General features: G+C 64.2%; 15 protein-coding genes. 10 read left to right on the forward strand and 5 right to left on the reverse strand.

Annotation, left to right across the window (positions count from 1 at the left end):
* The first annotated feature begins 28 nt into the window (after positions 1-28).
* The 4 genes from MUY37_RS00675 to MUY37_RS00690 are packed head-to-tail and all read left to right on the forward strand — an operon-like array spanning position 29 to position 4143.
* The gene (locus MUY37_RS00675; protein WP_499193561.1) at positions 29-1135 is read left to right on the forward strand and encodes a phosphatase domain-containing protein; all 1107 of its coding nucleotides are present in this window, start codon (positions 29-31) and stop codon (positions 1133-1135) included.
* An 8-nt stretch (positions 1136-1143) separates the two neighbouring features.
* Positions 1144-2046, forward strand: coding sequence for an alpha/beta hydrolase (locus MUY37_RS00680; RefSeq protein ID WP_499193562.1), 903 nt, complete (start codon positions 1144-1146; stop codon positions 2044-2046).
* 11 nt (positions 2047-2057) lie between these two features.
* Positions 2058-3437, forward strand: coding sequence for a M48 family metalloprotease (locus tag MUY37_RS00685; protein WP_499193563.1), 1380 nt, complete (start codon positions 2058-2060; stop codon positions 3435-3437).
* Positions 3438-3456: 19 nt separating this feature from the next.
* Positions 3457-4143, forward strand: a complete 687-nt coding sequence (locus MUY37_RS00690) for a DsbA family protein (RefSeq protein WP_499193564.1) — start codon at positions 3457-3459, stop codon at positions 4141-4143.
* Between the two features lie 4 nt (positions 4144-4147).
* Here MUY37_RS00690 and MUY37_RS00695 read toward each other — a convergent pair whose 3' ends face one another.
* The gene (locus MUY37_RS00695; RefSeq protein WP_499193565.1) at positions 4148-4759 is read right to left on the reverse strand and encodes an HD domain-containing protein; all 612 of its coding nucleotides are present in this window, start codon (positions 4757-4759) and stop codon (positions 4148-4150) included.
* 82 nt (positions 4760-4841) lie between these two features.
* On the opposite strand from MUY37_RS00695, the gene MUY37_RS00700 reads away from it, so the two are divergent.
* The 5 genes from MUY37_RS00700 (at position 4842) to MUY37_RS00720 (ending at position 9008) form a co-directional block, all read left to right on the forward strand.
* Positions 4842-6071 carry a sensor histidine kinase gene (locus tag MUY37_RS00700; RefSeq protein ID WP_499193566.1) on the forward strand — a complete coding sequence of 410 codons (1230 nt, stop codon included), beginning with the start codon at positions 4842-4844 and terminating at the stop codon, positions 6069-6071.
* The gene (locus MUY37_RS00705; RefSeq protein ID WP_499193567.1) at positions 6068-6865 is read left to right on the forward strand and encodes a LytR/AlgR family response regulator transcription factor; all 798 of its coding nucleotides are present in this window, start codon (positions 6068-6070) and stop codon (positions 6863-6865) included. The genes MUY37_RS00700 and MUY37_RS00705 overlap by 4 nt, the downstream gene beginning before the upstream one ends.
* 118 nt (positions 6866-6983) lie before the next feature.
* Positions 6984-7844, forward strand: a complete 861-nt coding sequence (gene nadC, locus MUY37_RS00710; protein ID WP_499193568.1) for a carboxylating nicotinate-nucleotide diphosphorylase — start codon at positions 6984-6986, stop codon at positions 7842-7844.
* Positions 7845-7885: 41 nt separating this feature from the next.
* Positions 7886-8308, forward strand: a complete 423-nt coding sequence (locus MUY37_RS00715; RefSeq protein WP_499193569.1) for a hypothetical protein — start codon at positions 7886-7888, stop codon at positions 8306-8308.
* The gene (locus tag MUY37_RS00720; protein WP_499193570.1) at positions 8292-9008 is read left to right on the forward strand and encodes a ribonuclease T2 family protein; all 717 of its coding nucleotides are present in this window, start codon (positions 8292-8294) and stop codon (positions 9006-9008) included. The genes MUY37_RS00715 and MUY37_RS00720 overlap by 17 nt, the downstream gene beginning before the upstream one ends.
* On the opposite strand, the gene MUY37_RS00725 is transcribed toward MUY37_RS00720, so the two are convergent.
* The gene (locus MUY37_RS00725) at positions 9005-9460 is read right to left on the reverse strand and encodes a nucleoside deaminase (RefSeq protein WP_499193571.1); all 456 of its coding nucleotides are present in this window, start codon (positions 9458-9460) and stop codon (positions 9005-9007) included. The two genes, MUY37_RS00720 and MUY37_RS00725, sit on opposite strands and share 4 nt — an antisense overlap.
* Before the next feature lie 158 nt (positions 9461-9618).
* Between MUY37_RS00725 and rpmB the strand changes: the two genes are divergently transcribed.
* Entirely contained in the window at positions 9619-9909 is a 291-nt protein-coding gene (gene rpmB / locus MUY37_RS00730) for a 50S ribosomal protein L28 (protein WP_115415467.1), read from the forward strand.
* A gap of 57 nt (positions 9910-9966) precedes the next feature.
* On the opposite strand, the gene MUY37_RS00735 is transcribed toward rpmB, so the two are convergent.
* From MUY37_RS00735 to MUY37_RS00745, 3 genes are read right to left on the reverse strand one after another with little or no spacing between them, the layout of a single operon-like run.
* Positions 9967-10944 (reverse strand): esterase-like activity of phytase family protein, encoded by a 978-nt coding sequence (locus MUY37_RS00735; protein WP_499193572.1) that lies wholly within the window; start codon positions 10942-10944, stop codon positions 9967-9969.
* A gap of 44 nt (positions 10945-10988) precedes the next feature.
* Positions 10989-11903: a M23 family metallopeptidase gene (locus MUY37_RS00740; protein WP_499193573.1), complete on the reverse strand. Its 915-nt coding sequence runs from the start codon at positions 11901-11903 to the stop codon at positions 10989-10991.
* Positions 11900-12109, reverse strand: coding sequence for a DUF2093 domain-containing protein (locus MUY37_RS00745; RefSeq protein ID WP_115415465.1), 210 nt, complete (start codon positions 12107-12109; stop codon positions 11900-11902). Before MUY37_RS00745 ends, MUY37_RS00740 begins: the two co-directional genes overlap by 4 nt.

Here is a 12109-nt window from a genome sequence, read left to right on the forward strand (position 1 = left end):
CCTGCGCCGCAACGGCTAGCGCGGGGCGATGCCGTTCCTGCCCACCGCGCCCGTCCGTATCCAGCCTTATTTCGGTTACCGGAATCGAGAACGATTGCGCATTACAGCGCGTGCGCTGCGATCGCGGGTGGGCCGGTTCGAGAAACGCGGCAAATGGCGCGCCGCCAAAACGATGCTGGGCCAGTTCGCCAGCCACGAGGTCGCGGAATTTCCCGTGGAGCTCGAAATCGCGCGCCCCGGCGCCAATAGCCAGCGCCACCAGGGCCTGACCGACAAGGAAGGCTTCGTCCATTTCGACATTCGCCTCGATCCCGAATGGTCTTATGGCGATCATCCGGCCTGGGAAACCGTGGTCTTTCACTGGAAGACGGAGGGGGAGGAGCAGTGCCTCGATGCGCATGTGATCGCTCCCGGCACCGATACTGCCCTGGCGGTCATTTCGGATATCGACGATACGATCATCGAAACGGGGATTACCGGCGATTTCCGCAAGGTCCTGCGCAATTGGCGGCGCGTTCTGATGCAGATGCCCGAAGAACGCATCATCGTGCCGGGAGCGGATGTGTTCTACAATGCGCTGGGCGGAGGCGACGTGCTGGCGGAAGGCGAGGGCCATGTAGGCGAAACCCAGCCGGCCACGCATCGGCCCTTTTTCTACGTATCGTCCAGTCCGTGGAATCTGTTCAGCTATCTCGTCACCTATATCCGCGGTCGCGGTCTGCCGCTGGGGCCGATCTTCCTGCGCGACTGGGGGCTCAACCGCGAAACCTTCGGTTCATCGAGCCACGGTGCGCATAAGCGCGCGGCGATCGACGGTATCCTTGGCGCCTATCCCGAAATGAAGTTCGCCCTGATCGGCGACGACAGCCAGGGCGATCTCACCGCTTTCGCCGATGTGGCGCTGGAGAATCCGGATCGCGTGCGCGCCATATTCATCCGCAAGGTCGGTGATGCGATGACTCCGGAAGAACTGAACGCGAAGGCAAAGCTGAAGGCGGCGAACATACCGCTGTGGCTGGGCGCCAGCTACGATACGGGGCACAAGTTTCTGGCCTCGGTGGGGCTGTTGGCGGACGAGGAAGCCAGGGCGATCGTCGATTCGGTCGAACGAACCGATCCTTCGATCGCCGGGTGAAGCGCCCGATGAAGCTTCTGATCGGCGTCGTGGCGGTGCTGGCTGTGGCAGGCGGCATGCTGATGCTGGCAATTCGCAATAACGGGCCTGCGGTTCTCGACGCGATCGACCGGCTGACCGGGGGCACGCGGGGTGTCATGCTCGTCGCCAAGACGAGCTATGGCGCGCATCCGGATCAGAAGCTGCGCATCTACGCACCTGCCGCCGCGAAGCAGCCGCTCCCGGTGCTGGTCTTCGTTCATGGCGGGAGCTGGCGCTGGGGCGATCCCGACGACTACAATTTCGTTGCCCGTTCGCTGGCGCCCGATGGTTTCCTGGTGGTGCTCGCAGGCTATCGGCTTGGCAAGGACGGGCGCTACCCCGTCATGCTCGAGGATACTGCCTCCGCCATCGCGCACGCTGCGCGTCTCGCGCCTCGCTATGGTGGCGACTCGACCAGAATGGTCATCGCGGGCCATTCCGCCGGTGCCTATAATGTCGTGCAAACCGCGCTGGAGGGGAAGTGGCTGGCAGACGCCCCGGGCCGCATACGCGGCGTCGTGGGACTGGCCGGGCCTTACGATTTCTTCCCCTTCGACAGCGAATCGACCATCGCCAGCTTCGGTTCGGTCGAGGCAGGAGCTGCGAGCCAGCCGGTCAACCACGCCCGCGGCGATGCGGTGCCCATGCTGCTGATTCACGGCGAGCGCGACACGCTGGTCAAGCCGCGTAATACGCGCGCCCTGTCCCGTGCCCTGCGCGAGGTCGGGGCACCGGTCGAAACGCTGTTTTACGAGGAGTTCGATCACAATGCGCCACTGGTTTCGCTGGCCAGTCCCTGGCGGCGATCGCGCGGTGTCGATAATGCGCTGATCGATTTCGCACGTCGGGTGAGCGAGGTTTCAGTTCCGGTTCAGGCCGAAACCCCTTAGGCTGCCCGCCAATGCGCCTGATTGCCCGCCTGCTCGCCATTCTTGCCGCCGCCATGCTCGCGGCGCAGCCGGTCGCCGCCCAGTCGATCCTGCGCGATGCGGAGACCGAGGCGTTTCTCGACGAGATATCCGCCCCCCTTATCGCGGCGGCAGGGCTCGAACCCGAGAATGTGGATGTCGTTCTCGTCAACGACCGTTCGATCAATGCCTTCGTCGCTGGCGGGCAGATAGTCTATATTCATTCGGGCCTGATCGAAGCGGCAGATTCGGCCGAGGAAGTTCAGGGCGTGATCGCGCATGAGCTCGGCCACATTACCGGTGGCCATATTCTGCGCTATGGCGAAGGCGCGGCGTCTGCGACCAAAATTTCGCTGCTCTCGGTGCTTGCCGGGATCGGCGCCGCGCTGGCCGGAGCGGGCGAGGCGGCTATGGGCGTGATGGCGCTGGGCCAGCAGGCGGCGCTAGGCCAGTTCCTGTCCTTCAGCCGGACGCAGGAATCCTCGGCCGATTTCGCGGGCGCCGAATATCTTTCGAAAGCGGGAATTTCCGGCCGGGGATCGCTGACCTTCTTCGGCAAGCTGCTCAACCAGGAATATCGCTATGGCTACAGCCAAAGCGACGAGGCCGGCTTTTATCGTACCCACCCCTTGTCGGGCGATCGGATTGCCACGCTGCGCGAAGTCTATGAAAAGGACCCGGCCTGGGATCGGCCGCCAAATGCGCGCAACCAGGCCAATTTCGACCGCGTAAAGGCCAAGCTGACCGGCTACATCGCCAAGCCTTCCGCAACCCTGCGTGACTATCCCGAAACCGACCAGTCGATCCCCGCGCTCTATGCCCGTGCCTATGCCTATCACCAGAACGCCCGGGTGGACCGCGCGCTCGATGCGGCGGATGCACTGATCGCGACGAGCCCAAACGATCCCTATTTCCTCGAACTTAAGGGGCAGGTCCTGCTCGAATCGGGCCGTCCGGGCGAAGCGCTTGATCCGCTGCGCCGCGCGACTGCCCTGACCAATTCCGAACCTCTGATTGCCAGCATGTTCGGCCATGCGCTGATCGCAACCGAAGATCCGGCCAATTACGAAGAGGCCGAACGCGTATTGCGCGCCGCGGTAGGCCGCGACCGGCGCAACCCGTTTGCCTGGTACCAGCTCGGCGTGGTCTATGCTGCCCGTGGCGACACCGCCCGGGCGCGGCTCGCGACGGCGGAGCAGCAGGTGATGAGCGGTCAATATGCGCTCGCGCTGCGCAGCGCCCAGGCGGCCGAGGGCGGGCTCGAGCGGGGAACGCCCGACTGGATTCGCGCGCAGGATATCGGCATGCAGGCGCGCGCGCTGCTGGAACGGCAATGCGAAATGGAACGCGGGCGCAATTGCGCACCGCGCTGACTGACGGATTAGGGGCCTTATGAGAAATCATCTGCTGACCGCGCTGATCGCGCTGGTGTTCGGCTTTGCCGGTGCCGCGCTATGGTCGCTGTCCGGACTCGGCAACGGTCAGACTCGCGACTATTTGCTCGCCAACCCGCAGATCCTGCCCGAGATGGCCGAAGCCTATCAACGTGGAGATGCGCAAAACCGACTGGCGCAGATCGCGGATGAAGTGAAGCAGCCCTTCCCTGGCGCGGTGCTTGGCAATCCGCAGGGATCGAAAGTGCTGGTCAAGTTCACCGATTATGGCTGTACCTATTGCCGCCAGTCGGTCGCAGCGATCGACAAGCTGATCGCCACCGATCCCGAGCTCAAGGTGGTGGTGCGTGAATGGCCCATCTTCGATGGCAGCGAACAGGCGGCGCGCATGGCGCTCGCGGCAGCGAAACAGGGCAAGTATCCCGCCTTCTATCACGCGATGTTCGAACAGGGTCCGCCGAGCGAGGCAGGGATTGCTCGCGCTGCGGAAATCGCCGGGCTCGACATTGTCGCCGCCGAGGCTTTCGCGCAGTCCGACGAAGCGACCGCCGAACTGGCGAAGTCCATGGCCTTCGCCCGCACATTGCAATTTACCGGCACGCCGAGCTGGGTAGCGGGCAGCGAGGTGATCGAAGGGCTGGTTCCCGCCGAGCGGCTCGCCAAGGCGCTCGACGCCGAAACCTAGGCGCTCATTCCTCTTCCAGCGCCTTCGCATAGGCCGAGGCGATCGGTTTCGCCATCACGCGGCGCACCATCGGTTCGAAGAACTCAAGCGGTTCGTTTTCGTAATCGGGATCGAACGCTGCCTGATCGTATTTTTCGCAAAATTCGCGGCAGGCCTCGAAATGGGGGTGGTCGGCGAACTTGTCGCGCGCATTCTGGTCCATGCCGAGGAAATGGAAGTAGTAATAGCCCTGGAAAGCACCGTGATTCTGGCAGATCCAGTGCACTTCCTCGCTCACGAAGGGCTTGATGATCGAGGCGGCGACTTCGGGATGATTGTAGCTTCCCAGCGTGTCGCCGATATCGTGCAGCAGCGCCATCACGACATATTGCTCGTCGCGCCCGTCGCGGTGTGCACGGGTCGCGGTCTGCAGGGAATGCTGGAGTCGATCGACTGGAAAACCGCCGAAATCGCCGTCGAGCAGCTTGAGATGGTCCAGCACACGGTCAGGCAACCCCTTGGCGAAGGCGCGATATTCGCCGCCAATGATCGCCCAGTCTTCGGCCGTGCCTTCCTTCATCTCGCGGAACTTGGCGCGTTCGCTGGCTGCATGTTCGATATTTTCCTGCACGCCCATCGCGTCTCTCCCTCGCTTCGGCTGTCGGCGGCACTCTAGCGACTGGCGCAGTTCGTCGCAATTGCGCTAGGGGATGCAGCACATGGCCGTGTTGCCCATCCGACCCACGCCGTTCTTCGAGAACAAGAACCAGGCGTTCTGGAACCTCCAGCTGGCTGGCTGGGGCGGCGCGACGGTGCTGCGTGCAATGTCGGCGCTGGCGAACGACCTTCCGCCCGACCGGCTGGTCATCAATCTGATTTCCACCATTACGGGATTTTCGATCAGCCTGTTGCTGGCCGTCACCTACAACCGGCTCATCCGCCAGAAGCCGCTCGTCACATGGGGTGCGACGGCCGTGGTTCTTGCGATTGCGACCGGAATCTATGCCTTCATCGACAGTTGGGTTCTCGAAGTGGCGGGCGGCGCGACGAGCCAGAATTTCGCCAAGTTGTTCATCGGCATCTATTTCTTCAACCTCACCCTGCTCGGCGCCTGGTCGGCGCTGTATTACGCGATCAATTTCTTCCTTCAGGTGGAGGAACAGGCCGACCGGCTCGAACGGCTGGAAGCGCAGGCGACCAGCGCACAGCTCGCCATGCTGCGTTACCAGCTCAACCCGCATTTCCTGTTCAATACGCTCAATTCGATCAGCACGCTGGTGCTGCTCAAGCAGAGCGAGACGGCCAATGCCATGCTCACCCGCCTGTCGAGCTTTTTGAGGCATACGCTGGTCACCCAGCCGGGCGGGAAAGTAACGGTAGAGCAGGAGGTCGAGACGCTGCAGCTCTATCTGGGCATCGAGCAAATGCGTTTCGAGGAACGCCTGCGTTCCACCTTCCGCATCGAACCGGAGGCGGCAAAGGCTCAACTGCCGGCCATGCTGCTGCAACCGCTGGTCGAAAACGCAATCAAATACGGCGTCAGTCCGCAAGAGGAGGGCGCAGAAATCTCGATCGCAGCGCAGGTGGTCGGCCCGCGCCTGCGCGTCACCGTGTCCGATACCGGCCCCGGCATGACGATGAACAATATCGAGGACGGTCTGCCAGCCGTCAGGCCCAGCCGTGCGCGGCGCGATTCGACTGGCGTCGGCCTCACCAATATTCGCGACCGGCTGGCCCAGGCCTATGGCGAGGAACATCGCTTCGAAATCCGGTCGCCCGAAAGCGGCGGGTTCTCGGTGCTGATTGAACTCCCCTTCGAAACGGAGGAGGCCGAGGCGTTAAGCCGCGAGCAAGCCCCCAGCGCCCAAGTCGAACCCGTTCAGAAACCTGCGGCTCGCCCGGTCGTTACACCCTCACCAACACCCCCGAAAGCACACCAGGCATCATGACTATTCGAACCATCCTCGTCGACGACGAGAAGCTTGCGATCCAGGGCCTCCAACTGCGCCTCGAACCCTTTGAAGACGTCGAAATCATCGAGACCTGCCAGAACGGTCGCGAAGCGATCCGCGCGATCAAGACGCTCAAGCCCGATCTCGTCTTCCTCGACATCCAGATGCCCGGTTTCGACGGCTTTTCGGTCGTCCAGGGCGTGATGGAGATCGATCCGCCGCTGTTCGTTTTCGTCACCGCCTTTCAGGAACATGCGATCCGCGCCTTCGAAGCCAATGCGGTCAATTACCTCATGAAACCGGTCGACGAGGACAAGCTCGCCGACACGGTCGAACGCGTGCGCCAGCGCCTCGCCGAAAAGAAATCGACCGAAGAGGCGGAGAAGCTCAAAAGCGTCCTTTCCGAAGTCGCTCCCGAAGCTGCGGAAGGCTTCGCCGGTGAGGAAGCGGAAGCGTCGAACAGGTATGAGAAGCTCATCAACGTCAAGGATCGCGGCCAGATCTTCCGCGTCGAAACCGACACGATCGAGCATATCGAGGCGGCCGGCGATTATATGTGCATTTATACCGGCGACAATTCGCTGATCCTTCGCGAGACGATGAAGGACCTCGAACGACGGCTCGACCCGCGCAAGTTCCAGCGCGTGCACCGCAGCACAATCGTCAATCTCGACCAGGTACGGCAGGTGAAACCGCACACCAATGGCGAATGCTTCCTGGTGCTGGACTCCGGCGCGGAGGTGAAGGTCAGCCGCAGCTACCGCGACGTCGTCGCGCGTTTCGTGCATTAGTTTGCATTTCGCACCGATATCCGTCGGTGCGTCCTCGCTAGACATGCAGCAAGCTGCACCCGCTGCGGGCGGGCGGTCGCCCTTGCCGGGCCTCTCCCGGCCCGGCAAGGAGCACTTCATGGCTTTCCAACTTTCCGGTTTCGACCTTTCCGCTTTCGTTCGCGACACTCTGGACGAGGATCTCGGCAGGGGGCTGGCGGGTGGCGGGCGTGACGTCACCAGCGAAAGCGTCATTCCCGCCGAGGCGCGCTTTGCGGGCGTGATGGATACGCGTGATGCGATTCATGTGGCTGGTCTTCCGGTAGCGGCAGCCTTCTTTCGTGCGCTCGATCCGGACATGAGCGTCGACCTTCTTGTGGAAGAAGGCGCGAGCGTGCCGGCGGGCACCGATCTCATGCGGCTCGAAGGCAATGCCCGCGCCATGCTGACCGCCGAACGCAGCGCGCTCAACACCGTCCAGCACCTCTCGGGCATCGCCACGATGGTCGCCGAATACGTCCGTGCGATGGATAATCCCGATTGCACCCTGCTGGATACGCGCAAAACCATTCCCGGCCTGCGCATGCTCGAAAAATACGCCGTCCGCATGGGTGGCGGGTCGAATCATCGCATGGGGTTGTGGGACGCCGCGATGATCAAGGACAACCATGTCCTCGTCGCCGGTTCGGTCGGCGAAGCGGTGCGCCGCGCGGTCGAGGCGGGCGTCGAAGACATCATCTGCGAGGTCGACCGGATCGACCAGATCGAGCCCGCATTGCAGGCCGGCGCGACCCGTCTCCTGCTCGACAATATGGAGCCGCCCGTGCTGCGCGAGGCCGTGGCGCTGGTCGCGGGCCGTGTGCCGACCGAGGCGAGCGGGGGCATCAATCTGGATACCATCCGGGCGAAAGCCGCCACCGGGGTCGATTACGTATCGGTTGGCCGCCTCACCCAAAGCGCTCCTGCCGCCGATATCGGTCTCGACTTTACCCCCTTGTGATTTGCGGGCATTCTTTCCCGTCGAAAACGGGGGAAGTGGGGATGCGTCCGGTTTCTATCCTATGGTTCGAGCGCCTGTTTCTGCTCAGCCTCGCGCTCGTGCTCGTCAACAGCGTGGTCCAGTACGACGCTTTCCTGGCACAAATCCGGAGCGAGCCTGCCCTTGCCGCCATGGGTCCGGGCAACGTCCTCGCCATCGGCGTGATCGCGATCAGCCTGCTGATTCCCTTGATCCTGTGGTACTTCATCGCTCGCCGCGCGAGCATTCTCGCGAAAGGGATGCTGGTCGTCCTGACCGTTTTCGGGCTGCTATTCGTGAATTTCGATCCCGCAACCATGTTTAATCCGGCCAGGCTGACGAGTCTGGTGGTCACGGTTCTCCAGCTTGCGGCCATCGCCTTGCTTTTCCGCGCCGATGCCAGAGCCTGGATGAACCGGGCCGAGGGCGATGATGCGGCGCCCTAGCCATGGCGCCGCCCTGCTGCTCGCCGCGGCGCTGCTTCCTTCCGCACCGCTTGCCGCGCAGCATTACCAGTGCGATTTGCCGACCAGCCTGCGCCTGCCGCAAGTAACTCCCGATGCACCGCCGCGCCGCCTGCCGGTCACCGGCTATACGCTGGCGCTGAGCTGGAGCCCGGAATTCTGCAAGCCGCGCAAGGGCCAGCGCCGCCATACGCGCCAATGCAGCGGACGCGAGGGGATGTTCGGCCTGGTCGTCCATGGGCTCTGGCCGGAAAGCGGGCGAACCTGGCCGCAATGGTGCCCTGCCCCGCGCGGCCCCTTGCCGCGCGAGGTGGCCGCAAACATGTGTATCTCGCCTTCTGCTGCGCTCCTTGCGCGCCAATGGGCCAAGCACGGCGCCTGCATGACGAAGCGCCCCGCAACCTATTTCAAAGTCACCCGCATATTGTGGCGGGGTCTGCGCATCCCCGACCTCGATCGCGTGAGCCGCGAGGAGAGACTCACCGCGGGCACCATCCGCACCCGCTTCACCGATGCCAACCCAGACTGGCCGCGCGAAGCAGTCGGCGTGAAGCTCAACGCTCGGGGATGGCTCGAAGAACTGCGCCTGTGCTACGATAAGCGCTTTCTCCCGACAGGCTGCGACAAGGCGCGGTTCGGGGCAAAGGACTCGGCTCCTGCCCAAATCTGGCGGGGGCTCTAGCGGCGCTCCCGGAAAAACGCCCGCAACAGTTCCGCCGCCCTCGCCTCGCCGATACCGGCATAGACCTCGGGCCGGTGCAGGCACTGGGGCTGCTCGAACACCCGCGCACCGTGTTCAATTGCGCCGCCCTTGGGGTCGCTTGCGCCGTAGTAGACCTTGGCGAGTCGTGCGTGGACGATGGCGCCGGCACACATGGCGCAGGGTTCGAGCGTAACCCATAGTTCGCAGCCCGTGAGGCGTTCGTCGCCCAGCGCCTCGGCGGCGCGGCGAATCGCGAGGATTTCAGCGTGGGCGGTGGGGTCGTGCGTATCGCGCGGGGCGTTGTGCGCCTCGGCAATGACCTCGCCGCCGCGCGTTACCACCGCGCCCACCGGCACCTCGCCCCGCGCGGAGGCCTTTTCTGCGAGCGCAAGAGCGCGCTGCATGGGTTGCGGAAGGGTCCAGGAGGCCATATCGCCGCATCGCTAGCCCGCACCCGCCGGGGGCGCAACGTGCTTGACGATTCGCACCCTCGCCGCTATGCGCGCCGCTTTCCGGGACAAGAACGGACCCACACTGCTTTTGCGCAGAACGGGAAAGCTCGCCCGCCCATTCGAACGAGAGACGTATCATGTCGCGCATTTGCGAACTCACCGGCAAGGGCCGCCAGGTCGGCAACAATGTGAGCCACGCCAACAACAAGACCAAGCGGGTCTTCCTGCCGAACCTCCAGAACGTCACGCTGATGAGCGAAAAGCTCGATCGCAGCTTCAAGTTCCGCGTATCGACGCAGGGCCTGCGCAGCGTCGAGCACAATGGCGGCCTCGACAACTGGCTGCTCAAGACCGGCGACGACAAGCTGTCGGCCAATGCGCTCAAGGTGAAGCGCGAGCTGAAAAAGGCGAACGCCGCGTCCGCTTGAGGTCTGCGGGGCGCCGGGCGCCCTGGCACCAGCGGAAATTCGAAGGGCGCGCGAGGGCTAATCGCGCGCCTTTTCGCGTTCGTCCCAGCGTAGTTTGAGCAGCAGCGTGCGCTGGATCGACATGAAATTGTCGTCCGAGATCAACCACAGATGCGTCCCGTCATCGTCGCGGGTCAGCGCCAGCCCCTCGTAATTTTCCTGCGGAATCGCATCGCCGAATTCGGTCACCAGACGCGCGGCGATACTGCCATCGGGGTTCCGCCGATCGATATTCACGTGAGCGATCGCCGATTCGAAGCCGGGCGGGATGCCCCAGACCACACGGCGCAGAAGCACGAGTGCCTGCCCGCCGCCGATCGGCGTGCCGTCGACGGGACGGTAGCCCGCCGGAATGCCCACGATCACTCTGGCGGGGTCCCGATCCTTCACGGGGTCGGTGGCGAAGACAAGGGCATGATGCTGCCCCCGCCCGCGGCGCGCGCGTTCCTCCACCACGAGAAAACGGCCGTCCGCCAAACGGACCAGCGTCTCGGCTCCGGCATTGTCTTCCCAATCGCGCATCCCGGCTGGACGAACCTCGGCATCGGGATTGAAGCGTGTGTCGAAACGGACAATCGACTTCCGATATTCGTAGCCACCCCACACTGTGCCGCTGGCCGGATCGACCGCCAAGGATTCCAGATCGCGCCCCACTTTGGCGCTCGCTTCCTCATCGGCGAACCGGGCGAGTACGCCTGGCTGCGCGCTTCGGTCGGGCCGCTCGAATTGCAACCTTCGCCCCGTATCCGACCCGGCCAGAAAACGCCTATCGTCCCGTGCGACCAGCGCGGAAAACCCGCCGAACTCCAGCCGGTCGCCGGTCAATTCCCATGCGGCGGAGAGCGTAAAGGGGCCGCGCCGCTCCGGCGTTATCGCCAATGGCCGGATCGTCACCGAGTGCTGGAAATCGCGCGGGGGTTCGGGCGCGCGCCACCAGAGGCCCGGCGCAAGCGCCGCTGTGAGCAGGATGATGGAGAGCAAACGCGTACGGCGCATGGACGGTACGTTTCCTTGGCTGGGCGGGCGGGCGCGTCAGGCGCTCAGCGCATCGGACCGGTGAACAGCAGCGGGTCGAGCCGGGCATTGCGCCATTTGAGGCTCCAGTGCAGATGCGGCCCCGTCGCCCGGCCGGACGAGCCGATATCGCCGATATGCTGGCCCTGCGTCACCCTGTCGCCCTTGCCCACATAGAGCCGCGAAGAGTGCAGGAAGGCGCTGTTGAGCCCCTGCCCGTGATCGATAATCAGCAACTTGCCCTCCAGGCTGAAATCGTCTTCCGCCAGCACGACCACACCGTCGGCGGGGGCGACATAGGGCGTTCCGCTGGTGCCGGTGCTGATGTCGATTCCCGAATGGTAGCTGCCCGGCTCGCCGCGATAGATGCGCTGCGCGCCGAAGCGGCCCGAGATTCGTCCCGCTACCGGCCAGATGAAATCCTGCTGCCAGCCCCGCGCGCCGGTTTCGGCCAGCCGTGCATTCCAGATTGCGTCGAGTTCTGGCTGGCGGCGGCGCATGAAGGCCGCGTTCGACCCCCGCGGCCTGCGCGCGACGTTGACGTGTGCGATATCCCAGGCGCGCGGGGCCACGGTCAGCGAGCTGTCTATCGTCCGCCCATCGGCCAGCCGCGCGATCAGCCGCATTGTTTTCGGCGAATCGCGATCGAAGGCGGCGAAGAACCGCCCCTCGCCATCGAAAGCAAGCTTTTCCTCGCCCAGCATCGCTTGGGCCGTCCCGTTCGGCACTGTTCCGCGTATCCAGCCGCCCTGTTCCAGCTCGCCCGCGAAAGTGAAAACTGCGGGGCGCGGCGGGGACGGCACCGGAGTCGGAGTCGGCGTGGGGGCCGCGCGAACCGGCTGTACCACTTCCGTGCGCGGCGGCGGCGTCTGCTCCGGCTCGGGGGCGGGAATGCAGGCTGCAGTCAGGAAGAGAAGCGGTGCGACCCGGGTGAAACTCACGGCGCCATTCGCTCGGTGGCGAGTTGCGCGCTGGCATAGGCTTCCTGGTGTTCGACCGACCAGTAACGCAGCTCGTCGAGCGGAATCGGCACACCGCTCATCGCACAGAAGACGTGATTGCCCGCGCGCAGGACGCGGAAGCCGGAAGGGCCGTATTGCAGCTTGGCCTCGCCATTGGACGGGCCGGAATTCTTGTTCATCAACAT

It is taken from the genome of Qipengyuania sp. ABI-127-1 (genome assembly GCA_022953095.1).
In the GTDB taxonomy this organism is placed as follows: Bacteria; Pseudomonadota; Alphaproteobacteria; order Sphingomonadales; family Sphingomonadaceae; genus Qipengyuania.